Below are 21,804 nucleotides of genomic sequence, written 5' to 3' on the forward strand. Positions count from 1 at the left end.
TTCTTGTCCAAATATCCTCGGGGGTGCGGGGGCAGACAGCCCCCGCCTCAAAGCGTGCAGGAGACGCAGCCCTGCACCTCGGTGCCTTCCAGCGCGGTCTGGCGCAGCCGGATGTAATAGATCGTCTTGATGCCTTTCTTCCAGGCATGGATCTGGGCGCGGTTGATGTCGCGCGTGGTGGCCTCGGCCGGGAAGAACAGCGTCAGCGACAGGCCCTGGTCGACATGCTCGGTCGCCGCCGCATAGGTGTCGATGATCGCCTCGGGGCCGATCTCGTAGGCGTCGCGGTAATAGTCCAGGTTGTCGTTGTCCATGAAGGGCGCGGGGTAATAGACCCGGCCGATCTTGCCTTCCTTGCGGATCTCGATCCTGGCGACGATGGGGTGGATCGAGCTGGTCGAGTTGTTGATGTAGCTGATCGAGCCCGTCGGCGGCACCGCCTGCAGGTTACGGTTGTAAAGCCCGTGCCGCATCACCGATTCCCGCAGCATGGCCCAATCCTCGCGGGTGGGCAGGCTGATGCCCGCGAAGACCCGCGCAACCTCGGGCAGCGAGGGCAGCCAGTCGCGCGTGACGTATTTGTCGAAGAACGAGCCGTCGGCATATTTCGACGTCTCGAAATCCTTGAAGGTCCGGCCCTTTTCCTGCGCAAGCCCGTTCGAGGCGCGGATGGCGTGATAGGCGACGGCGGCGAAATAGACGCTGGTGAACTCGATCCCCTCGGGGCTGCCGTAATGGATGCGCTCGCGCGCCAGGAAGCCGTGCAGGTTCATCTGGCCCAGGCCCACGGCATGCGCCTCGTCATTGCCGCGCCGGATCGAGGGCACGGCCTCGATCGCCGACATTTCCGACACCGCGGTCAGCGCCCGGATCGCCATCTCGACGGTCGCGCCGAAATCCGGCCCGTCCATGGTCGCGGCGATGTTCAGCGAGCCGAGATTGCATGAAATATCAGTGCCTAAATGGGAATAGCTCAGATCTTCGTTGAACGTGCTCGCCTCGTTCACCTGCAGGATCTCGCTGCACAGGTTCGACATGCTGATGCGGCCGGCGACCGGGTTGGCGCGGTTCACCGTGTCCTCGAACATGATATAGGGATAGCCGCTCTCGAACTGGATCTCGGCCAGGGTCTGGAAGAAGGCGCGGGCATTGATCTTCTTCTTCCTGATGCGCTTGTCGTCGACCATCTCGGCATATTTCTCGGTCACGGAAATCTCCGAGAAGGGCAGGCCGTAGACCCGCTCCACGTCATGGGGCGAGAACAGATACATGTCCTCGTTGCGCTTGGCGAGCTCGAAGGTCACGTCGGGGATGACCACGCCGAGCGACAGCGTCTTGATGCGGATCTTCTCGTCGGCATTCTCGCGCTTGGTGTCGAGGAAGCGCAGGATGTCGGGGTGATGCGCGTTCAGGTAGACCGCCCCCGCGCCCTGCCGCGCGCCCAGCTGGTTGGCATAGGAAAAGCTGTCCTCCAGCAGTTTCATTACCGGGATGACGCCCGAGGACTGGTTCTCGATCCCCTTGATCGGCGCGCCGGCCTCGCGCAGGTTGGTCAGCATCAGGGCGACGCCGCCGCCGCGCTTGGAAAGCTGCAGCGCCGAATTGATGCCGCGGCCGATGCTCTCCATGTTGTCCTCCAGCCGCAAGAGGAAGCACGAGATCAGCTCGCCCCGCGACTTCTTGCCGGCGTTCAGGAAGGTCGGCGTCGCCGGCTGGAAGCGGCCCGACAGGATTTCCTCCATGAAGCGCATGGCGAGATCCTGGTCGCCGCGCGCCAAGGCCAGCGCGACCATGACCACCCGGTCCTCGTAGCGTTCCAGATAGCGCCGCCCGTCGCGGGTCTTCAGCGTGTAGCTGGTATAATACTTGAAGGCGCCCAGGAAGGTCGGAAAGCGGAACTTCCGCGCATAGGCCGCGTCCCAGATCCGGTGCAGGAACTCGCGCGGATACTGCTCCAAGACTTCGGCCTCGTAATAGCCCTCGTCCACCAGATAGCCCAGCTTCTCGTCCAGCGAGTGGAAGAAGACGGTGTTCTGGTTGACATGCTGCAGGAAATACTGCCGCGCGGCCTTGCGATCCGCGTCGAAGCGGATGCGGCCCTCGCCGTCGTAAAGGTTCAGCATCGCGTTCAGCGCGTGATAGTCCAGCTCGGCCTTTACGCCATCGTCAAGCATTCCGTCCCCCAGAATTTCTCAAGCCCCGCCCGGACGCGGGAAAGATCATTGTCGTCGCCCGCCAGCTCGAAGCGGTAAAGCACGGGCACGTTGCATTTTGCGGCGATCACCCTGGCCGACAGGGCGAAGGCGGTGCCGAAATTGCGGTTGCCGCTGCCGATCACGCCGCGCAGCAGGCCGCGGCGGGCGGGATCGTTCAGAAAACGGATCACCTGTTTCGGCACCGCGCCGCGTCCCTCGCCATCGGCATAGGTCGGGCAGATCAGCACATAGGGCGCCGCGGGCTGCGGCAGCGCGTCGCGCGGCGAGACCGGAATGCGCCCGGCCGCCAGCCCCAGCCGCGCGACGAAGCGCGCGGTGTTCCCCGAGGCCGAGGAATAATAGACCAGCCCGCCCATGGCGCCGGTCAGGACAGCCGGCCGATCATGTCGGGCCGGAAGCCCGCCCAATGCGCATCGCCGGCGACGACCACCGGGGCCTGACGATAGCCCAGCGAGGCGACCAGCTCCATCGCCGCCTCGTCCTCGGTCAGGTCGACCAGCCGATAAGCCAGGCCGCGCGCGTCGAGCGCCCGCGTGGTGGCGGTGCATTGCACGCAGGCGGGCTTGGAGTAAACGGTGATGGGCATGGCCCGGCTCCTTCTGTTCTGTCGGCAAGAGGGGGCCGGGCCGATGGACATGCCACCGGACCCTGTTCCAGCCCCGCGCCCGCCGCACGGTTTCGTTCTTTCGCGCCATGGCAGGTCTTCTGACTTGCGGGTCTCGGCTCGGCCGGCCTTCCCGGAGCCTGGGCTCCAGTGGCATTCCAGCGTCGCTCGCCGCTTACAGCTGCGGGGGCAGTGCCGGCTTTTCACCGGCTTCCCTTTTCATCCCCGAGTCGGCCCCAGGGCAACCATGACCCCCGCAGTTAGCCACGGGTCACAGGCCGGGTCAATCCAGATTTAGTGGGCGATGGCACTGTTCTTGGAACATCTGGTGGGCCGCCGGGATCGCGGGCAGGGGCTGGATATGCTGCCGGCGGCGGTGATGACGGGCCATGGCGCGGGCGCAGCACCCGGCAGACTGTTGGATTATGGCAACAGGCGAGGTTGCGGAGCCGGGAAATGACGCTGCGTCGTTTGACAAGGTATGACAATTTGTCCTCTTGCGTTGATCAAGCGCAGCCGGACCGCGGTTTCACCCCGCTTTCCGCTGCGCGAACGCGCAAGCCATTGATGAGCCAGCACCTTCCTGTCGTTTCCGCCTTGAGGCGGTTGCGACTCATCTTTCGTGCCGGGATCAACCCATGAACAAAACCCATCCCAAACCGCCTGCCTCGGGGTCAGCCGCGCAATTGCTGCCGACCCTGGGCTTGCTGCCCGTGCTGGCCATCTCGGCCGGCGTGGCCGGCCCCGCCCAGGCGCAGGATACCGTTACCCTGGACACGGTGGTCATCCGCCGCCAGCAGGGCAACGAGGCCGAGACCAGCTACAAGGTCACCGAGAGCGCCTCGGACAAGGCCACCGCGCCGCTGCTCGACACGCCCAAGACCGTGACCGTCGTCACCGCGCGCCAGATCGAGGAGCGCGGCCAGACCTCGGTCGCGGACGTGCTGCGCACCACGCCGGGCGTCACCCTGGGCGCGGGCGAGGGCGGCGTGCCGCAGGGCGTGCGCCCCTATATCCGCGGCTTCGAGGCCAGCCAGGACATGCTGGTCGACGGCATGCGCAACGCCTCGCGCACGCAATACGAGGCCTTCAACCTGGAATCGATCGAGATCAGCAAGGGTCCGGGCGGCGTCTATTCCGGCGCCGGTTCGACCGGCGGCACCATCAGCCTGAACAGCAAGACCCCGCAGTCGGGCGCCTTTGACGAGGTGGCGCTGTCCTATGGCACCGGCAACTATGTCCGCGGCACGCTGGATTCGAACCGTGAATTCGGCGCGATCGGCCTGCGCCTGAACCTGATGGGGCAGCACGTCGACGATCTGGGCGGGCGCGACGGCGTCGAGTCCCGGCGCTTCGGCGTGGCGCCCAGCATCAGCTATCGCCTGACCGACGACAGCAAGATCACCGCCGGGCTGTATTACTACAAGGACGAGGATACGCCCGATTACGGCGTGCCGATGTCCAATGCGAGCACGCCGGCGGCATGGCGGCGTGGTTCGGGCACCAGCGTCGACCCGTTCCTGCCGGCCGATGTCGAGCCCGATACCTTCTACGGCCTGCACGCGCGCGATTTCCGCGATCTCGAATCCGCCTCGGGCTATGTGAAGTTCGAACATGCCTTCTCGGACAGCCTGCGGCTGACCACGGCCCTGCGCAAGGCGCGCGACACCAACACCTATGTCGTGACCTCGCCGACCTCGGGCAGCGACGGGCTGGTGTCGCGCAGTTCCAAGGCTTCGGACCGGGTGAACGAGACCGTGTCGTTCAACGCCCAGCTTTCGGGCGAGGCACGGGCCTGGGGCGTCGAGCATCGCTTCGCGGTCGGGGTGGACATCGCCAATTCCCGCGCCGCCACCCGCCGGCTGGCGGTGAACAATCCCGACCCGATGCCGACCTCGCCCTATGAGAATCCGAATCCCGGCGCGTTCTGGGGCGGCAGCATCGAGCGCGGCGGCGAGACCGGCTACAGCACCACCAAGTCGCGCGGCGTCTACGCGCTGGACACCATCACCTTCACCCCGCAATGGGAGGTGACGGTGGGGCTACGCTGGGACGATTACAGCGTCGACAGCGTCACCCATGCGACCGAGGATGATCCACGCGCGAGCAACGACAACGATTCCGATTTCCTGAACGGGATGCTGGGCGTGGTTTACAAGCCGGTGCCCAATGGCTCGATCTATGCCTCGGCCAGCACCTCCTCGAACCCGGCGGGCGAAGGCGCGGGCACCGGCGGCAGCAATGCCTCGGACGATCTGGACAGCCTCGATCCCGAGCGCAGCGTGAATTACGAGATCGGCACGAAATGGCTGGTGCTGAACGATCAGCTTGAGCTGAGCGCGGCGCTGTTCAGGACCGAAAAGGACAATGCCCGCGTCACCAACGCCCTGGGCGAGACCGAAAATATCGGCAATACCATCGCCAAGGGCATCGAGCTGGGCTTTGCCGGCCAGCTCACCGAGCGCTGGGGCATCTGGGGCGGCTATGTCTATCAGGACGTCAAGCTGAAGGACGGCGGCTGGAGTACGCCGCGCGGCGGCGGCGATCCCTATCCGAACCCCGCCACCGGCAAGCAGGTCGTGAAGATCCCGCGCAACAGTTTCTCGCTGTGGACGACCTATGACTACAGCCCGGAACTGACGCTGGGCGGCGGCGTGACCTATACCGGCAAGCGCATGGCCAGCTATTCGCAGAACGGCGATGCCGATGCCGGCCTGCCGTCAAGCTGGCGCACCGACCTGATGGCGGCCTATCGGCTGAACGAGGCCACGGCGTTGCAGCTCAACATCAACAACGTCTTCGACCGCCAGATCTATACCGACTCGCATAGCGGGCAATTCGCCAATATCGAGCCGGGGCGGAATTTCGTGCTGACGCTGAAGCACGCGTTCTGAGGATCGCGTCGCCACCGCTTCGGGGACGGCTTTCGGGCCGTTCCCTCTCGCTCGCGCTGCGGGCATTCCCAAAATCCGACAAAAACGCTTAACTTTCTGCGGCCCCGGCCCTATCCTGCGCCCGCCGCATTCCACCGCAGGAGAATCCCATGCTCGTCACCATTCCGGATCTGCTGACGCCCGAGGAGGTCGCCTATATCCGGCAGGTGCTGGAGGGTACCGACTGGGTCGACGGCCGCAGCACCGCCGGCGATCAGGCGGCCAAGGTCAAGCTGAACCTCCAGGTGCCGGTGGACAGCCCGGTGGCACGCGAACTCAGCGGCATCGTCATGCGGGCGCTGGGGCGCAGCCCGGTCTATTCCTCGGCCGCGCTGCCCCTGCACGTGCTGCCGCCGATGTTCAACCGCTATGACGAGGGCATGACCTTCGGCGCCCATGTCGACGGCTCGATCCGGGTCGTGCCCGGCAGCGGCCAGCGCATCCGCACCGATGTCTCGACCACCGTCTTCCTGACCCCGCCCGAGGATTACGACGGCGGCGAGCTGGTCGTGCACGACACCTATGGCGAGCATCGCGTCAAGCTGCCGGCGGGTCATGCCGTGGTCTATCCCGCGACCTCGCTGCATTCGGTGACGCCGGTGACGCGCGGCTCGCGCTGGGCCTCGTTCTTCTGGGCGCAGTCGATGGTCAAGGACGACTGGCGGCGGCACATGCTCTATGACCTCGACCAGTCGATCATGCGCATCCGCGCGATGCTGCCTGACGACGATCCGGCGGTCACGGGCATCACCGCGCATTATCACAACATGATCCGCCACTGGTCCGAGATTTGACCCAGGCCATTCCCCCCGACGTGGTGGCGCTGGAGGATTACCAGCGCCTGGCCGCCGCCATCCTGCCCGTCCCGGCGCGGGCCTATGTCGATGGCGCCGGCGCGGACGGGCTGACGGCACAGGCCAACCTTGCCGCCTGGCGGGGGATCAGGCTGCAATCGCGCCTGCTTTGCGACATGCGGGGGGCGCATACCGGCCTGCGGCTTTTCGGCCTGGACCTGCCGCATCCCTTCCTGCTGGCGCCGGTGGCCTTTCACGGGCTCGCCCATGCCGAGGGGGAACATGCGACCGCCCTTGGCGCCGCGGCGACCGGCAGCCTGATGGTGGTCTCGACCCAGTCCGGCCTGCCGCTGGAGGAGATCGCGGCCCGCGCGCAGGGGCCCTTGTGGTTCCAGCTCTACATGCAGCCCGACCGGGCCGACACGCTGGCGCTGGTCCGCCGGGCCGAGGCGGCGGGCTGTCGCGCGCTGGTCGTGACCGTGGATGCGCCGGTGAACGGCATCCGCAACACCGAAGCCCGCGCCGGCTTCGCCCTGCCCGAGGGGCTGCGGGCGGTCAACCTGGACGGCATGCGCCCGCCGCAGATCCGCAGCGAGCCGGGGCGGGCGGCGACCTTCCTGGGCCTGCTGGATCAGGCGCCGCGCTGGGAGGACATCGTCTGGCTGAAAGCGCAGACCCGGCTGCCGCTGCTGCTGAAAGGCATTATGTCGGCGCATGATGCCGGGCGTGCGGTCGCGGCCGGGGTGGACGGCGTGATCGTCTCGAACCACGGCGGGCGGGCGCTCGACACGCTGCCGGCGACGGCCGAGGCGCTGCCGGTGGTGGCCCGCCAGGTCGCCGGGCGCATCCCGGTGCTGTGCGACGGCGGCATCCGGCGCGGCACCGATGCGCTGAAGGCCCTGGCGATGGGCGCGGCGGCGGTGCTGGTCGGGCGGCCGCAGCTGCATGCGCTGGCGGTGGGCGGTGCGGCGGGGGTCGCGCATATGCTGACCATCCTGCGCGCCGAGCTTGAGGTCGCGATGGCGCTGACCGGGCGGCGCGACCTGGCCGGGATCGACGAAACCGTGCTTTGGCCTAGCCCCTGAAGCTGCGCCACAGGCTCAGCGCCGCGTCGGACAGGTCGCCCAGCCGGGCCAGAACATGTTCGCGCGCCAGCCCCGGCGCGTCCTCGGCCTTCTCCAGCCGGCGCAGCAGCCGCAGCACCCGGCGCTTGTGGATGCCGGTCCAAAGCTGGACCGGATCGGCGACGAGCCCGGCAAAGGTCGTCAGGACCGAGGCGAGCATGGCCAGCACCGCCCCGGTCAGCACCAGGTCCACGCTGGACAGCTCGCGCGGGAAGGCGCCGTACCACATGCGGCCGGCCCAGCTTCCCAGCGCAAAATCCTCGATCGCCTGCACCTGCGCTCGCAGATGTGCGACCGGCCCGGCCAGCGAGATCACGCCCGGCGTGGCGCGGTGGAACAGCAAGAGCCCCGAGGCCAGCACCAGGACCGAGGTGGTGATCTCGGATATCGCATTGCGGGTCTCGGCATAGTCCGAGGCGGCGCGGGCGACGCTTTGCGGCGCGGCCCCGGGCGCCAGCCCCTTTTCGGCCAGATCCTCGATGAAACGGGCCAGGTCCGCCTCGATCCGCTGCGCCACGTCGGATTTCAGGAAGATCTGCCGGCGCGACAGCCAGTCGCCCGCGCGCCGTAGCCCGATGCGGCGCAGAAGCGGCGCGGCCAGCCGCACCAGCAGGAACAGCGGCGACAGCATGACGTTCACCGGCGCGCGCAGCAGGTCGAGGCCAAGGGCGTGGCGATGCAGCGCCAGCGTGCCGCGCGGGCCATAGCGGGCGCGGACGAAGCGGCGGACCTCGGTCTCGCGCCGGGTCATCGGACGGGGGTCGGCGGGCTTTAGGGCCATGGGCGCGGTCCTTTGGCGGATCGCGCCCAATCTAGGCATGGCGGCGGGGCGGCTCAATGCCGCGGGGTCACAGCAGCGCCACCAGCCCCAGCCCCAGGGTCGAGATGAACAGCCAGGCCAGCGCCCCGAGCGCCAGCGGCCGGATGCCCTTGGCGCGCAGCTTGCGGATGTCGGTCTCCAGCCCCATCGCCGCCAGCGCCATGGTCAGCAGGAAGGCGGTCAGCGCCACCACCTCGGCATGCAGCGGCTCGGGCAGGGGCAGGGCGCTGTTCAGCAGCACCACGGCGATGAAGCCCAGCACGAACCAGGGCGTCGGCGCCGCGCCATGCGCGGCCTTGCCGCCGCGGCGCGCCAGCGTGCCCAGCACCAGGATCAGCGGCGCCAGCAGCATCACCCGGCTCAGCTTGGCCACGGTCGCGGCCTGCCCGGCCTCGGCGCCGTGCTGGAAGCCGGCGCCGACGACCTGCGCCACCTCATGCACGGTCGCGCCGACCCAGATGCCGTAATGCGCAGGCCCCATCGCCAGCATCTCGCCCAGCAGCGGCATGGCGATCATCGAGAGCGAGCCGAAGACCGTCACGCAGGCGATGGCATAGGCCACGTCCTCGTCCGTCCCGCGCGTGACCGTGTTCGTCGCGATCACCGCCGAGGCGCCGCAGACCGAGGTGCCGGCCGCGATCAGTTCCGCCAGCCGCGCCTCGACCCCCAGCGCCCGCCCGGCCCATCTGGTGAAGGCGAAGGTCGCGGCCAGCACCACCGCGATCACCGCCACCCCCGGCAGGCCCACGGCGCGCAATTGCTCCAGCGTCAGCTGGAAGCCCAGCAGCACGATGGCAAAGCGCAGCACGCGGCGCAGCGAAAAGCCGATGCCCGGCCGTGCCGCCCCGGGCGTGCCCACGAGGTTGCGCAGCGCCATGCCCAGCACCATGGCCACCACCAGCGGGCTGAGCGCCGGGATGCCCGAGAACCGATGCGCCGCCGTCGCCAGGACCGCGATGCCGAAGGTCAGTCCCAGCCCCGGCAGCGTGGCGCCCAGCCAGGCGGCGACGGCGGGGGATGTTGGCTGGTTCTGGTCGGTCGAGGACATGATCGCGCTTCCTTGCTGATGCAGCGGAACATGGTCGCGGATCGCTGTTCAATCCATCGCATTATATTTGCCATATCGTTCGATTTTGCTTATCAATGGCGCATGACGCTGGAACAGCTCCGCATCTTCCTGGCCGTGGCCGAGCGCCAGCACGTCACCCGCGCGGCCGAGGCGCTGAACCTGACGCAATCGGCGGTCAGCGCCGCCGTCTCGGCGCTGGAGGCGCGGCATGGCGTGCGCTTCTTCGATCGGGTGGGGCGGCGCATCCTGCTAACCGAGACCGGCGAGGCCTTCATGGCCGAGGCGCGCGCCGTGCTGGACCGCGCCGAGACGGCCGAGATGGTGCTGGAGGATCTGGCGCGCGAGCCGCGCGGGCGGCTGCGGGTCCATGCCAGCCAGACCGTCGCGAGCTATTGGCTGCCGCCGCGGCTGGTGGCGTTGCACGAGATGCATCCGGGCATCGAGCTGCGGCTGACGGTCAGCAACACCACCCAGGTCGCCGATGCGGTGCAGGAGGGCGGCGCCGACCTGGGGTTGGTCGAGGGCGCGGTGGCGCATGGCGATCTGCACCGGCAGGTGGTGGCGCGCGACCGGCTGGTTTTGGTCATGGCGACCGATCACCCCTGGGTCGGGCGCGAGGCGGTGCCCCCGGCCGAGCTTGCCACGCAGAGCTGGATCCTGCGCGAGCCGGGTTCGGGCACCCGGTCCGAGTTCGAGACCTGGCTGGCCGGGCAGGGGCTGTGCGTGGCCGCGCTGCCCCTGGCGCTGGAATTGCCCTCGAACGAGGCGGTGCTGAACGCGGTGGCCTCCAGCCAGTGCCTTGCGGCGCTGTCGCAGCGGGCGGTGGCGCGCCCGGCCGCCGCCGGCTGGATTCGCACCCTGCCGCTGCCGGGGGCCGAGCGGCCGTTCTCGCTGCTGACCAATCCGCGGCGTTATCGCACCCGGGCCCAGCAGGCGCTGATCGGGATCCTGACGGACGAGGGCTTTGCCGCCGGCCTTCCCTGACGCGAAATGGCCTGCGCCATCGGGAGGGAAGGCGCAGGCCGTCTTCTCGGCGGGGCTGACCGGATCCGTCGCGCTGGTCCCGGCCAGCCCCGCGAGGCGACTTCGTTTAGCCGTGCTGGGGCTGCGACATCGGCGCATCCTCGTCCAGCACGTCCAGGGTCGGCATGTCCTCGCCCTCGAGGATGCGGCGGGCGCGGTCGCGGTCGATATCCCCCACCCAGGAGGCGACGACCACGGTGGCGACGCAATTGCCCAGGTAGTTCCCCAGGGCGCGGGCGATGCCCATGAACCAGTCGACCGACAGCACCAGCACCAGCCCGATGGCGGGGATGGCCGGGATCGCGGCCAGCGTCGCGGCCAGGATCACGATGGCCGAGCCCGGCACCCCATGCGCGCCCTTGGACGTCACCAGCGCCACGCCCAGGATGGCCAGCAGGTCGGTGGTGGACAGCGGCGTGTTGGTCGCCTGGGCGATGAAGACCGCCGCCAGCGTCAGGTAGATCGAGAAGGCGTCGAGGTTGAAGGAATAGCCTGTCGGCACCACCAGCCCCACGGTCGAGTCCTTGATACCCAGGTGTTCCAGCTTGCGCATGGTCTGGGGCAGCACGGCATCGCTGCTGGCCGTGCCGGCGACGATGCCGACCTCGGTGCGCAGGTAGCGCAGCAGCTTGAAGATGTTGAAGCCCGCCAGCCGCAGCACGAAGCCCAGGACCACAAAGACGAAGACGGCGATGGTGACGTAGAACAGCCCGACCAGGTAGCCCAGCTGCGCCAGCGAGCCGATGCCGTATTGCCCGACGGTGAAGGCGATGGCGCCGAACACGCCCAGCGGCGCCAGCCGGACGATGAAATACATGATCTTGAAGGTGACGTCGCCCGTCAGCTCGATCATGTGCAACAGCGGCTTGCCGCGCTCGCCCACCAGCGACAGGGCGCAGCCGAACAGGATGGCGACCAGCAGCACCTGCAGGATGTCGCCCTGGGCGAAGCCGCTGATCATCGTGGTCGGGATCAGCTTCATCAGGAAGTCGACGGTGCCGCCGCTGGTGACTTCATGCGCGCGGTCCACATAGGCCGACAGCGCCGAGGCGTCGAGCTGGCTCACGTCGATGTTCATGCCGTGGCCCGGCCCGAACAGATAGGCGACCGCGATGCCCAGGGCCAGCGCGATGGTGGTGATGATCTCGAAATAGATGATGGCGCGCACGCCGACCTTGCCGACCTTTTTCAGGTCGCCCGCGCCGGCGATGCCATGCACGACGACGCAGAACACGATGACGGGGATCAGCATCTTGATAAGCTTGATGAACCCGTCTCCCAGCGGCTTCATCTTGGCGGCGAACTCGGGCGCGAAGAAGCCGGCGACGATCCCCAGCACCAGCGCCACGCAGACCTGTCCAAACAAGGACCTGGACCAATTCGGCATGTGTTTCCGTTCCTCCCTGTGACGGAAGGGGGGCCGCGATGCGGCGATGCGTCTCCTTGCGCATCGGCACATGGTCGCGGCCACCCCTCATTCCGAAGATTGTTGGCCAATGGCACATCCGTGTCTAATATTGATTTGCCGTTGATCAATATGGTGACGATATGAGAATGCGCCAGCTTCGCTGCTTCGTCGTTCTGGCCGAGGAGTTGAACTTCACCCGCGCCGCCCGGCGGCTGAACATGTCGCAGCCGCCGCTGAGCACGCAAATCCAGACACTTGAACGCGAAGTGGGTGCCGAACTGATCAGCCGCACCAGCCGCAAGGTGGCGCTGACGCGGGCGGGCGCGCTGTTCCTGCCCAGGGCGCGCAACATGCTGGACCAGTACGAACGCAGCCTGCACGAGATCCGCGAAATCCAGCAGGGCCAGGACGGATTGCTGGAAATCGGCGCCACCGGCTCGATCCTGCGCGGCGGCCTTGCCGAGCTTCTGGCGCATTTCGCCCGGCTGCATCCGCGAATCACCCTGCGCGTCCACGAACAGACCCCGGCCACGCAGATCACCGAGGTGCTGAGCCGGCGCACCGATGTCAGCTTCAACCGCTCGGTGCCGCGCGACGAGGAGCTGGCCCATGAATACGGCTGGCGCGAGGAGATGGTGGCGCTGGTGCGCAGCGACCACAGGCTGGCCGGGCGCACCTGCGTCTCGATCGACGATCTGCGCGAGGACCAGCATGTGGTGCTGCGCCCCGACAGTTCCGATTTCGCGGCCTATGTCATGGCCTGTATCATCGCCTCGGGCTATCGGCCGCGGGTCTCGCAGCAGGTGGTGGATGCCCAGTCGATCCCCAGCCTGATCGTGGCGGGCTTCGGGGTCAGCATCGTGCCGGCGGGCATCGCCAGGCTGACGGCGGGACCGCTGACCTTCCTGCCGATCCGGCCCAACCCGCCGGTCTCCGAGGTCTATATCGTCTATCACCACCGCGACCCGGTGCCGGCGCTGCAACTGTTCCTGGCCGAGATCCGCCGCAGCCTGGGCCATGATCCCGCCGGGCCGCGGCGCTAGAGGCTCGACCCGGCGGGCGCCGCGCGGCATCATCGCGGCAGGAGGTGCCCGATGGTCCAGATGCCGCGCATGCTGCGCAAGCTGGCGCAGATGAACCGCCTGGCCAATGCCCGGCTGCATCGCGCCTGCGCTGCCCTGCCGCCCGGCGCCTATGAGGCGCCGCGCCCGTCCTTCTTCGGCTCGATCCGCGCCACGCTGAACCATATCCTGCTGGTCGACCGCTTCTATATCGACGCGCTGGAGGGCCGGCCGCTCAATGAGGCCGCGCTGGCCGAGGCGCGGGATTGCCCTGACCTCGCGCGGCTGTCCGAATGGCAGACGCGGATGGACGACCGCCTGCTGGCGCTGGTCGCGGCGCTGACGCCGGACGCCCTGGCGGAAATCGTGGCGGTGGACCGGGGCTTGCGCGTGCAGCACGACCGCCGCGACGACCTGCTTTCGCATCTGTTCCAGCACCAGACCCATCACCGCGGGCAGGTGCATGGCCTGCTGTCGCAGGCCGGCATGGTCCCGCCGCAGCTGGACGAATTCATCGTCGGCGACGATGCGGCGGCGCGGGCCGAGGACATGGCGCGGCTCGGCTGGACCGAGGATCAGCTGATGCGGCCCTAGTTTCGCTTTGACTTGCGGGCCGCGACAGGATAGGCGGGCGGCTTGGCTCCGCATTCCGGGCCGGCGGGCCATGGGAGGGCCCGGCCGCAAAGGGGATGGTGCCTTTCACCGGATGCGCCCCCGCATCCCCTTTCTGGCGAAGACGATGAACGAACATGATATTGCCGCGCCTCTGGCCGCGGCGCTGGCGGCCAAGGGCTATGCCAGCCTGACCTCGGTGCAACAGGCCGCCCTGGCCCCCGAGGCGCGGGGCCGCGACGTGCTGGTCTCGGCGCAGACCGGATCCGGCAAGACCGTGGCCTTCGGCCTGGCCATGGCCGGCGACATCCTCGACGGCGATGCGCTGCCCGAGGCGGGCCAGCCGCTGGCGCTGGCCATCGCGCCGACGCGCGAGCTGGCCTTGCAGGTGGCGCGCGAGCTGGGCTGGCTTTACGAGCAGGCGGGCGTGCGCATCGCCACCTGCGTCGGCGGCATGGACTATCGCACCGAGCGCCGGGCGCTGGAGCGCGGGGCGCATATCGTCGTCGGCACCCCCGGCCGGCTGCGCGACCATATCGAGCGCGGCTCGCTGGACCTGAGCGGCCTGCGCGCCTGCGTGCTGGACGAGGCGGACGAGATGCTGGATCTGGGCTTTCGCGAGGATCTGGAATTCATCCTGGGCTCGGCGCCGGCCGAACGGCGCACGCTGCTCTTCTCGGCCACGGTGCCGCCGGCCATCGAGGCGCTGGCCCGCGACTTCCAGCGCGACGCGCTGCGCATCCAGGCGATGGGCGAGGCGCGCCAGCACGGCGACATCGAATATCGCGCCCTGTCGGTGACCACCCGCGACCGCGAGCACGCGATCTTCAACACCCTGCGCTATTACGAGGCCAGCCGGGCGATCATCTTCTGCAAGACCCGCGCCAATGTGAACCACCTGCTGGCGCGCATGGGCAATCGCGGCTTCAAGGTCGTGGCGCTGTCGGGCGAACTGTCCCAGCAGGAACGCAGCCATGCCCTGCAGGCGCTGCGCGACGGAAGGGCGCGGGTCTGCATCGCCACCGATGTGGCGGCGCGCGGCATCGACCTGCCGGGGTTGGAACTGGTGATCCATGCCGACCTGCCGACCAATCCCGACACGCTGCTGCACCGGTCCGGCCGCACCGGCCGGGCGGGCGCCAAGGGCACCTCGGTGCTGATCGTGCCCTCGGCGGAATACAAGCGGGCGCAGCGGCTCTTGCAGCGCGCCAAGCTGGTCGCGGACTGGGGCAAGGCGCCCTCGGCCGACGAGGTGCAGGCCCGCGACGACGCGCGCATGCTGGACCATCCGGCGTTGGCCGAGGCGCCGGGCGAGGAGGCGGGGCTGGCTGCCGCGCTGCTCGACCGCTTCGGCGCGGAACGGGTCGCCTCGGCCTTCGTGCGGCTGTGGCGCGAGGGGCGCCCGGCGCCCGAGGAACTGTCGGAAAGCGTGGGCCCTGCGCCTTCTGCGCCGCGCGAACGGGGCGAGTTCGGCCCGGCGGTCTGGTTCCTGCTCTCGGTCGGCCATTCCGGCCGGGCCGAGGCGCGCTGGCTGCTGCCCAAGATCTGCGAGGCGGGCAACATCACCCGCGACGCCATCGGCGCGATCCGGGTCAAGACCGAGCAGACCTTCGTGCAGATCGCCGCCGCCGTCGCGCCGAATTTCGGCGAGCGGATCGAACTGGAGCCCGGCCTGACCATGCGCCGGATCGAGGGCGAGCCGGTTTTCGAGCCTGCCGCCGGGCGCGACAAGCGGCCCGGTCGGCGGGAGTATTTGGAAAACGGTGAAACGGCAGGTGCGATGCCCCCCGCGCGCGAGAAGAAACCGCATCGCGGCCAGGCGTCGCGCTCTGCACGGCCCGAGGCACTGGAGCCGCGCGCCGAGGACAGGCCCAAGCCCGCCCGGCGCCCGGCCTTGCTGGATCCCGCCGACGTGAAGCCGCGCGCCGCCCGTCCTGCCCCCGCCCCCGCCCCCGCCCCCGCCCACGGCCGCGAGCCCGCGCCGGAAGCCGAGGCGCCGGAAACCCCGCGCAAGGCCCGCTGGAGCGCCGAGAAGAAGCAGGCGCACAAGGCAGCGCCGAAAACCGCCCCGCGTGCAGGGCTGAAATCGGCGGGCTTCAAGACGCATGGCGGCGCGGCGCGCGACGACCGCCCGGCGCGGGGCGACGGTGCCGAGGCGCGGCCGAAGCGTGCCGCGGGCTTCAAGTCGCACAAGGCGGCTGGCGGCTGGCAGGGCAAGGGCGGTGACAAGCCGTTCCGTGCCGGGCCGAAACCCGGCAAGCGCTAGCGCGCCGTCGCCAGTGCCAGCCCGTCCACCACGGCGGTGAAGGCCCCCGCGCGCCGCAGCTGCGCGCCGGGGCAAAGCCGCAGCGCCTCGGCGGCGACGAAGCCCATCAGGCTGGAACCGCCGACCAGAATCACGCTGCCCACCTGTCCGGGCGCGATCCCCGCCAGCCGCAGCGTCTCGGCCGCGGCTTGCGCAAGATCCCTGCGGCAATCCGACAGCGCCGCCTCCAGCGAGGCGGGCGAGATTTCCGGCGCCAGGCCCGGCTCGACGAATCCCATGGCGATGCGCGCGCCGTCGCCGGCATTGGCGGCGATCTTGCCGCGTTCGACCGCGAAGGCCAACTCATGGCCCAGTTCCTCGTCCAGGACCGCGACGAGGCGGTCCATGGCGGCGCGGTCCACCGCCATGCGGGCCATCCCGGCGGCCATGCGCCGCGTCTCGGGGACATAGAGGAAGGGGATCCTGGCCCAGGTCGCCAGGTCGACATAGATCGCATTCGGCACCGGCAAGAGCCCCGGTCCCATCGCGCGCCGCAGCTGCCCGCCATGACCCAGCGCCGGCATGGCATGGCTTAGCGAAACCTGCTGGTCGAAATCCGTGCCGCCCAGTCGGATGCCGTGATTGGCGAGGATTTGCAAGCCGTCGCCCCGGCTGCGGAAGGCCGAGAAATCCGAGGTGCCGCCGCCGATATCGACGATCAGCCCGATCTCGCCCGCGCGGCCCAGGCCGTGGCTGGCCAGCGCCGCCGCCTCGGGCTCGGGCAGGAAGGCGACCTCGCCGAAGCCGGCCGCCAGGTAGCAGCCCTGCAGGTCGGCCAGGGCCTGCGCGTCGCGGACGGGGTCGTTCGAGTGGAAATGCACCGGCCGGCCGGACAGCGCGCGGCGAAAGGGCCGCCCGGCGGCCGCCTCGGCCCGCTCGCGCAGGGTGGCGAGAAAGGCCGTGATGATTTCGGAAAGCGTGCGGCGCTTGCCGGCGATGAGCCGCGATTCGTGGAACAGCGCCGTTCCCAGCACGCTTTTCAGCGCCCGCATATAGCGGCCCTCGGCGCCTTGGATCAGCGCCTCGGCCGCCGCCGCGCCGATGCGCATGGCGCCGCCCTGGGCGGGGAAGAAAACGGCGGTCGGCAGGGTTTCGGCCCCCGGCTCGATGGCGATGCGCCGCGGCTGCCCCTGGTCCAGGATCGCGGCGGCCGAGTTCGATGTCCCGAAGTCGATGGCGAGCCGGTCGTTGCGCATCCCTGTCCGTCCCCGTGCCCCTGTCCGCAAGGCCCGCGCTGCTAGCCTTTTGCGCGGCCGGGCGCAAGCGCGTCCGGCCGCGGGATGGGCGCGTTCCGGGGGGCGGTCCGGGCTGGGGGTCAGGTGCGATGCGCCCGCCAATGGTCGATGCCGGCCTGCGCCACCGCCTGGTCCTGCGCCGGCGTGCCGGACGAGACGCCGATGCCGCCGACGGTCTGGCCGTCGTGATCGACCGGCAGTCCCCCGCCCACCACCATCAGCCGCCCGCCGATGGCCGAGGAAATGCCCCAGGCCGGGGCGCCCGGCTGGCTGGCGGCGCCGTATTCATGCGTGGCCTTGCGCGCCGCGGCGGCGGTGAAGGCCTTGTCGATGGCGATGGTGGCAGATGTCACCTTGCCGCCGTCCATGCGCGAAAAGGCCAGAAGCTGGCCGCTTTCGTCGGTGACGGCGATGCACATGGGCACGCCGATCTCGCGGGCATGGGCCTCGGCTCCGGCGATCAACAGGCGTGCATCGGCCTGGTCCAGTCGGGTGATGGTCAGCATGGGTTCCTCCTCCTTGTCGAAAATCGTTCACTCGGCCGGCGCGGCATCCGTGCGCAGCGGGCCGGGCCGGTGCAGAGCGCGCCGATAGCTGGCCGGCGACAGGCGCAGCGCCAGGGCCGAGACCGCCAGCACGGCGGCCAGATGCAGCGCCCAGCCGGGGGCGAAGCTGCCGGTCAGGTCGTGCAGCAGCGCCAGGATCCAGGGCGGGATCGCGGCCAGCAGGAAGCCTCCGCCCTGCATCAGCGCCGCCAGCGCCCCGGCCTGCGCCGGATCGGGCAGATGGTCCAGCGCCACGATCATCATCAGCGAAAAGCAGCCGCCAAGCCCGGCGCCCAGCAGAAAGGCGATGGGATAGGGTGCGGCCTCGGGGCGCAGGACCAGCATGGCAAAGCCAAGCGCCTGCATGGCCAGGCAGATCCCCAGCCAGGGCCGCCGGTCGCTGCCGTGACTGGCCAGGACCGGTGTGACCAGCGCCGAGACCGCCTGGCCCACCGCCAGCACCGCCAGCAGCCCGCCGCTGGCCCCGACCGACCAGCCCAGGTCCTGGAAGGCGGGCGCAAGCCAGGCGACGGACGAGGAATAGCCGCCGTTGATCAGCCCGAAACAGGCCATCAGCAGCCAGACCCGCGGCCGACGCAGCCAGTGCCACAGTCCCTGCCGGGCGGTCCGCGGCGCGCGTGCCTCGGGCGGCAGGGCCAGCGCCACCAGCAGCGCGGTCAGCACGGCGGGCAGCGCCAGCCAGCCAAGCGCCAGCCGCCAGCTGCCCGACCAGGCGGCGATCAGCGGCGCGGCCTGCGCGCCGAAGGCACCGCCGCCCATCATCATCGCGGCGTAAAGCCCCATGGCCAGGTTGATGCCGCGCGGGAACTCGCGCTTGATGATGGTGGGAAACACCGCCTGCACCACCGCCGCGCCCACGCCCAGCAGCATGGCCGAGCCCAGCATGTCCAGCGCCGAATGCGCCCCCAGCCGCAGGCCCGAGCCCAGGCCCAGCACCAGCAGCGCCAGCACGGCGGCGCGTTTCGCCCCCAGCCGCGCCTGGATCGTCGGGCCAAGAAAGGCGCCTGCGCCCATCAAGAGGATCGGCAGCAGCGTGAGGGCCGAGAGGCCCTGCATGGTCAGGCCGGTCTCGGCCGAGATCGGCGCTGCCAGCGGGCCGACCCCGGTCAGGAAGGGCCGCAGCGCCAGCCCGACCATGGCCACCACGGCCAGCATCAGCGGCTGACGGTTCGTCACGCCCGGTCCTGCCGTGCCTTCCAGTCGGCATAGAGATCGCCCATGCCCTGGGGGCGCAGGGGCCGGTGGCGGATGGTCATGGATTGCTGCGCCAGCGGTTTCGCCAGTTCCTCGTAAAGCGCGGCCGTGGACAGGCCGTAGGGTGCGCCGTCCTGGTTCGAATAGGCGAAATGCACCTCGGCCACGCCGGCCAGCCGCATGGCGGCCAGGCACATCGGGCAGGGCTGGCCGCTGGCATGGACCACGCAGCCCGAAAGATCGGCCGAGCCCAGCCGCTGCGCGGCGGCACGCAGCGCCATCATCTCGGCATGGGCGGTCGGGTCATGGGTGGCGACGGTCTCGTTGACGCCGGTCGCCAGCACCTCGCCGCCCCGCACCACAACCGCGCCAAAGGGACGCCCGCCGGCCTGCACGTTGCGATGCGCCAGCATCACCGCCTGTTCCAGATAGCGTGTCGCCTTGTCGGTCATCGTTCTTCCTTCACTTTGCGCCGGCTTCGGCCAACCGCGCCGCGATCGCGTCGAAACCCCTGCGGCGGGCATGGGCCAGCGGCGAGACGCCCTCGGCATCGGCCAGGTTCACATCGGCGCCGGCCGCGACCAGCAGGTCGACCACCTGCTGCTGGCGCGGGCCGCCATCGCCCAGGACGATCGCCTCCAGCAATGCGGTCCAGCCCAGCCGGTTGACATGATCGATCTCGACCCCGGCCTGGATCAGCCGGCGGACGGTCTCGACATGGCCACGCTCGGCCGCCGGTATCAGCGCCGTGCCGCCGAAGCGGTTGGTGCTGGAGAGATCGGCGCCATGGGCCAGCGTCAGCTCCAGGATCTCCAGATGCCCGCGCGCCCCGGCATAGAGATAGGGGCTGTCCCCGATGGCATCCCTGGCGTTCACGTCGGCGCCGGCCTCGATCAGCGCCCTCGCGGCCTCGACCCGGTTGGCATGGGTCGCCACCAGCAGCGGCGTGCGCCCCTTTGCGTCGCGCGGGTCCACGGCCACGCCGCGGGCCAGAAGGTCGCGGATGGCCGCGGCATCGCCATCGGTCGCGGCGGCGAACAGGGCGGTCTCTTGCATGGTCTGTGCCTGGACGGGCAAGGGGCTGGCGGCGCCCAGGGCGAAGGCGAACAGGATCGCCAGAAGCTTGTGCATGGCCTGCCTTGCTGTTGCGATTGGACCCGGCGCCGGCGGCTGATCAAGCGGCGGCCGCAGGGATCGGTTTCGCCAAGGTATCGCGGCGACGCAGCGAAAATAATCTCTGATATCCAAACACTGTTTCAATATTACATGGAATATAGCCACCGAAACCGCGGTCAAGAGGTTTGCAGCACGCCTCTGTACGGCCTTTATCGGCGAAGGCCCGCAAAGCCGGGCGACCCCTGGGCTATACGCCGGACGTGCATTATGGCTTGATAGGTCAATCTGAAATTGCCGGAGACGCGCGATGGCATCCGTCCTCATCAACCTCGTGATCTTTGCCGCGCTGATCGTCGCACTGGTCCGCCTGCAAGGCGGTCAGCTGTCGCTGTCGGTGCGGGTCTTCATCGCCCTGGTCCTGGGCACGCTGTTCGGGATCGGGCTGCAACTCGTCCATGGCACCGGCACGCCGGCGCTGCAAACCACCATCGACTGGATCAACGTGGCCGGCAACGGCTATGTGCAGCTGTTGCAGATGGTGGTGATGCCGCTGGTCTTCGCGGCGATCCTCAGCGCGGTGGCGCGGCTGCACGACGCCTCGGCGCTTGGCCGCATCTCGGTGCTGACGCTGGGCACGCTGCTTGGCACCACGACCATCGCGGCCTTGGTGGGCGTGGTCATGTCGCTGGCCTTCGGCCTGACCGCCGAAGGGCTGGCCCAGGGCGCGGCCGAGACCGCAAGGCTGACCATGCTGGAGACCAGCTACGCGCCCCGCGTCGCCGACCTGACGGTGCCGCAGCTGCTGTTGTCCTTCATCCCCAGGAACCCCTTCGCCGACCTGACCGGGGCCAACCCGACCTCGATCATCGCGGTGGTGGTCTTTGCCGCCTTCCTGGGCGTCGCCGCCATCCGCCTGCTGCGCCGCGACCCGGAAAAGGGCCGCAGCCTGCTGAACCTGATCGACATCCTGCAAGCCTGGATCAGCCAATTGGTGCGGCTGATCATGGCGCTGACCCCCTATGGCGTCATGGCGCTGATGACCAAGATGGCGGCGACCTCGAACGCGGCCGACATCCTGAACCTGGGCAAGTTCGTCGTCGCCTCCTATCTGGGCCTGGCGATCATGTTCGTCGTGCATGCCGTGCTGCTCAGCCTGACCGGCGTGAACCCGCTGACCTTCTACCGCAAGATCGTCCCGGCGCTGACCTTCGCCTTTTCCAGCCGTTCCAGCGCCGCGACCATCCCGCTCAATGTCGAGATCCAGACCCGCCGCCTCGGCGTGCCGCAGACCATCGCCTCCTTTTCGGCCTCCTTCGGGGCGACCATCGGCCAGAACGGCTGCGCCGGGCTTTATCCGGCGATGCTGGCGGTGATGGTGGCGCCGACGGTCGGCATCGACCCGCTGGACCCGGCCTGGATCATGACGCTGCTGGCCATCGTCACCCTGTCCTCGGCCGGGGTCGCGGGTGTGGGCGGGGGCGCGACCATGGCGGCGCTGATCGTGCTGCCGGCCATGGGCCTGCCGGTGACGCTTGTGGCGCTGCTGATCTCGGTCGAGCCGCTGATCGACATGGGGCGCACGGCGCTCAACGTCTCGGGCTCGATGACGGCGGGCACCGTCACCTCGCAGATCCTCGGCCAGACCGACAAGGCCGTCCTGCAAAGCCGGGACGAGCGCGGCCTGCAAAGCGCATGACAACGCCCCGGCGCCGCCCGCAGACGCG

Annotated in this window: 19 protein-coding genes and 1 riboswitch; of the genes, 8 read left to right on the forward strand and 11 right to left on the reverse strand. The window is 69.3% G+C overall.

Annotated elements, in window-relative coordinates; genetic code table 11:
• Positions 1-47: 47 nt before the first annotated feature.
• The 3 genes from nrdE to nrdH are packed head-to-tail and all read right to left on the reverse strand — an operon-like array spanning position 48 to position 2,802.
• On the reverse strand, positions 48-2,174 hold the full coding sequence (nrdE, locus tag ACDP63_RS00895; RefSeq protein ID WP_024842576.1) for a class 1b ribonucleoside-diphosphate reductase subunit alpha: 2,127 nt from the start codon (positions 2,172-2,174) through the stop codon (positions 48-50).
• Positions 2,156-2,572 (reverse strand): class Ib ribonucleoside-diphosphate reductase assembly flavoprotein NrdI, encoded by a 417-nt coding sequence (nrdI, locus tag ACDP63_RS00900; protein ID WP_024842577.1) that lies wholly within the window; start codon positions 2,570-2,572, stop codon positions 2,156-2,158. The genes nrdE and nrdI overlap by 19 nt, the downstream gene beginning before the upstream one ends.
• Before the next feature lie 8 nt (positions 2,573-2,580).
• The gene (nrdH, locus tag ACDP63_RS00905; protein ID WP_024842578.1) at positions 2,581-2,802 is read right to left on the reverse strand and encodes a glutaredoxin-like protein NrdH; all 222 of its coding nucleotides are present in this window, start codon (positions 2,800-2,802) and stop codon (positions 2,581-2,583) included.
• A gap of 91 nt (positions 2,803-2,893) precedes the next feature.
• A riboswitch (cobalamin riboswitch) is annotated at positions 2,894-3,085 on the reverse strand.
• Positions 3,086-3,458: 373 nt separating this feature from the next.
• Here nrdH and ACDP63_RS00910 point away from each other — a divergent pair.
• From ACDP63_RS00910 to ACDP63_RS00920, 3 genes are all read left to right on the forward strand, one after another.
• Positions 3,459-5,714 carry a TonB-dependent receptor gene (locus tag ACDP63_RS00910; RefSeq protein WP_409927631.1) on the forward strand — a complete coding sequence of 752 codons (2,256 nt, stop codon included), beginning with the start codon at positions 3,459-3,461 and terminating at the stop codon, positions 5,712-5,714.
• A gap of 149 nt (positions 5,715-5,863) precedes the next feature.
• Positions 5,864-6,547 carry a Fe2+-dependent dioxygenase gene (locus ACDP63_RS00915; protein WP_024842580.1) on the forward strand — a complete coding sequence of 228 codons (684 nt, stop codon included), beginning with the start codon at positions 5,864-5,866 and terminating at the stop codon, positions 6,545-6,547.
• Entirely contained in the window at positions 6,544-7,632 is a 1,089-nt protein-coding gene (locus ACDP63_RS00920) for an alpha-hydroxy acid oxidase (protein ID WP_028709816.1), read from the forward strand. The genes ACDP63_RS00915 and ACDP63_RS00920 overlap by 4 nt, the downstream gene beginning before the upstream one ends.
• Here ACDP63_RS00920 and ACDP63_RS00925 read toward each other — a convergent pair.
• Positions 7,622-8,452, reverse strand: coding sequence for a DUF6635 family protein (locus ACDP63_RS00925; protein WP_024842582.1), 831 nt, complete (start codon positions 8,450-8,452; stop codon positions 7,622-7,624). The genes ACDP63_RS00920 and ACDP63_RS00925 overlap by 11 nt on opposite strands.
• Positions 8,453-8,519: 67 nt before the next feature.
• Positions 8,520-9,539, reverse strand: coding sequence for a YeiH family protein (locus ACDP63_RS00930; RefSeq protein ID WP_024842583.1), 1,020 nt, complete (start codon positions 9,537-9,539; stop codon positions 8,520-8,522).
• Between the two features lie 102 nt (positions 9,540-9,641).
• Here ACDP63_RS00930 and ACDP63_RS00935 point away from each other — a divergent pair, with 102 nt between their 5' ends.
• Complete coding sequence (locus ACDP63_RS00935) at positions 9,642-10,544, forward strand: LysR family transcriptional regulator (protein WP_024842584.1); 903 nt, start codon at positions 9,642-9,644, stop codon at positions 10,542-10,544.
• A gap of 106 nt (positions 10,545-10,650) precedes the next feature.
• Here the strand turns inward: ACDP63_RS00935 and ACDP63_RS00940 are convergent, their stop codons facing one another.
• A complete protein-coding gene (locus ACDP63_RS00940) occupies positions 10,651-11,970 on the reverse strand; it encodes a C4-dicarboxylate transporter DctA (RefSeq protein ID WP_028709814.1) in 1,320 nt (439 codons plus the stop codon).
• 167 nt (positions 11,971-12,137) lie between these two features.
• Between ACDP63_RS00940 and ACDP63_RS00945 the strand changes: the two genes are divergently transcribed.
• From ACDP63_RS00945 to ACDP63_RS00955, 3 genes are all read left to right on the forward strand, one after another.
• On the forward strand, positions 12,138-13,034 hold the full coding sequence (locus tag ACDP63_RS00945; RefSeq protein WP_051419428.1) for a LysR family transcriptional regulator: 897 nt from the start codon (positions 12,138-12,140) through the stop codon (positions 13,032-13,034).
• 51 nt (positions 13,035-13,085) lie between these two features.
• Positions 13,086-13,646, forward strand: a complete 561-nt coding sequence (locus tag ACDP63_RS00950; RefSeq protein ID WP_218152298.1) for a DinB family protein — start codon at positions 13,086-13,088, stop codon at positions 13,644-13,646.
• Between the two features lie 145 nt (positions 13,647-13,791).
• Positions 13,792-15,930, forward strand: coding sequence for a DEAD/DEAH box helicase (locus ACDP63_RS00955; protein ID WP_123130280.1), 2,139 nt, complete (start codon positions 13,792-13,794; stop codon positions 15,928-15,930).
• On the opposite strand, the gene ACDP63_RS00960 is transcribed toward ACDP63_RS00955, so the two are convergent.
• From ACDP63_RS00960 to ACDP63_RS00980, 5 genes are all read right to left on the reverse strand, one after another.
• Positions 15,927-17,165: an Hsp70 family protein gene (locus ACDP63_RS00960; RefSeq protein ID WP_024842589.1), complete on the reverse strand. Its 1,239-nt coding sequence runs from the start codon at positions 17,163-17,165 to the stop codon at positions 15,927-15,929. The two genes, ACDP63_RS00955 and ACDP63_RS00960, sit on opposite strands and share 4 nt — an antisense overlap.
• Positions 17,166-17,284: 119 nt before the next feature.
• Positions 17,285-17,710 carry a GlcG/HbpS family heme-binding protein gene (locus tag ACDP63_RS00965; RefSeq protein WP_024842590.1) on the reverse strand — a complete coding sequence of 142 codons (426 nt, stop codon included), beginning with the start codon at positions 17,708-17,710 and terminating at the stop codon, positions 17,285-17,287.
• 27 nt (positions 17,711-17,737) lie between these two features.
• Positions 17,738-18,946 carry an MFS transporter gene (locus tag ACDP63_RS00970; RefSeq protein WP_036764595.1) on the reverse strand — a complete coding sequence of 403 codons (1,209 nt, stop codon included), beginning with the start codon at positions 18,944-18,946 and terminating at the stop codon, positions 17,738-17,740.
• Positions 18,943-19,416 carry a nucleoside deaminase gene (locus ACDP63_RS00975; RefSeq protein WP_024842591.1) on the reverse strand — a complete coding sequence of 158 codons (474 nt, stop codon included), beginning with the start codon at positions 19,414-19,416 and terminating at the stop codon, positions 18,943-18,945. Before ACDP63_RS00975 ends, ACDP63_RS00970 begins: the two co-directional genes overlap by 4 nt.
• A gap of 10 nt (positions 19,417-19,426) precedes the next feature.
• Entirely contained in the window at positions 19,427-20,095 is a 669-nt protein-coding gene (locus ACDP63_RS00980; RefSeq protein ID WP_024842592.1) for an ankyrin repeat domain-containing protein, read from the reverse strand.
• Between the two features lie 292 nt (positions 20,096-20,387).
• Between ACDP63_RS00980 and ACDP63_RS00985 the strand changes: the two genes are divergently transcribed.
• Entirely contained in the window at positions 20,388-21,776 is a 1,389-nt protein-coding gene (locus tag ACDP63_RS00985) for an L-cystine transporter (protein ID WP_024842593.1), read from the forward strand.
• Positions 21,777-21,804: the final 28 nt, after the last annotated feature.

Origin of the sequence: Paracoccus sp. P2 (genome assembly GCF_046335115.1) — a bacterium.
GTDB classification, from domain to species: domain Bacteria; phylum Pseudomonadota; class Alphaproteobacteria; order Rhodobacterales; family Rhodobacteraceae; genus Paracoccus; species Paracoccus pantotrophus.

What these genes read in the sequence shown, in the direction of transcription:
- nrdE (WP_024842576.1), bottom strand. Translation starts at nt 2,174, where the DNA reads ATGCTTGACGATGGCGTAAAGGCCGAGCTGGACTATCACGCGCTGAAC.
- nrdI (WP_024842577.1), bottom strand. Translation starts at nt 2,572, where the DNA reads ATGGGCGGGCTGGTCTATTATTCCTCGGCCTCGGGGAACACCGCGCGC.
- nrdH (WP_024842578.1), bottom strand. Translation starts at nt 2,802, where the DNA reads ATGCCCATCACCGTTTACTCCAAGCCCGCCTGCGTGCAATGCACCGCC.
- ACDP63_RS00910 (WP_409927631.1), top strand. Translation starts at nt 3,459, where the DNA reads ATGAACAAAACCCATCCCAAACCGCCTGCCTCGGGGTCAGCCGCGCAA.
- ACDP63_RS00915 (WP_024842580.1), top strand. Translation starts at nt 5,864, where the DNA reads ATGCTCGTCACCATTCCGGATCTGCTGACGCCCGAGGAGGTCGCCTAT.
- ACDP63_RS00925 (WP_024842582.1), bottom strand. Translation starts at nt 8,452, where the DNA reads ATGGCCCTAAAGCCCGCCGACCCCCGTCCGATGACCCGGCGCGAGACC.
- ACDP63_RS00930 (WP_024842583.1), bottom strand. Translation starts at nt 9,539, where the DNA reads ATGTCCTCGACCGACCAGAACCAGCCAACATCCCCCGCCGTCGCCGCC.
- ACDP63_RS00935 (WP_024842584.1), top strand. Translation starts at nt 9,642, where the DNA reads ATGACGCTGGAACAGCTCCGCATCTTCCTGGCCGTGGCCGAGCGCCAG.
- ACDP63_RS00940 (WP_028709814.1), bottom strand. Translation starts at nt 11,970, where the DNA reads ATGCCGAATTGGTCCAGGTCCTTGTTTGGACAGGTCTGCGTGGCGCTG.
- ACDP63_RS00945 (WP_051419428.1), top strand. Translation starts at nt 12,138, where the DNA reads ATGCGCCAGCTTCGCTGCTTCGTCGTTCTGGCCGAGGAGTTGAACTTC.
- ACDP63_RS00950 (WP_218152298.1), top strand. Translation starts at nt 13,086, where the DNA reads ATGGTCCAGATGCCGCGCATGCTGCGCAAGCTGGCGCAGATGAACCGC.
- ACDP63_RS00955 (WP_123130280.1), top strand. Translation starts at nt 13,792, where the DNA reads ATGAACGAACATGATATTGCCGCGCCTCTGGCCGCGGCGCTGGCGGCC.
- ACDP63_RS00960 (WP_024842589.1), bottom strand. Translation starts at nt 17,165, where the DNA reads ATGCGCAACGACCGGCTCGCCATCGACTTCGGGACATCGAACTCGGCC.
- ACDP63_RS00965 (WP_024842590.1), bottom strand. Translation starts at nt 17,710, where the DNA reads ATGCTGACCATCACCCGACTGGACCAGGCCGATGCACGCCTGTTGATC.
- ACDP63_RS00975 (WP_024842591.1), bottom strand. Translation starts at nt 19,416, where the DNA reads ATGACCGACAAGGCGACACGCTATCTGGAACAGGCGGTGATGCTGGCG.
- ACDP63_RS00980 (WP_024842592.1), bottom strand. Translation starts at nt 20,095, where the DNA reads ATGCACAAGCTTCTGGCGATCCTGTTCGCCTTCGCCCTGGGCGCCGCC.
- ACDP63_RS00985 (WP_024842593.1), top strand. Translation starts at nt 20,388, where the DNA reads ATGGCATCCGTCCTCATCAACCTCGTGATCTTTGCCGCGCTGATCGTC.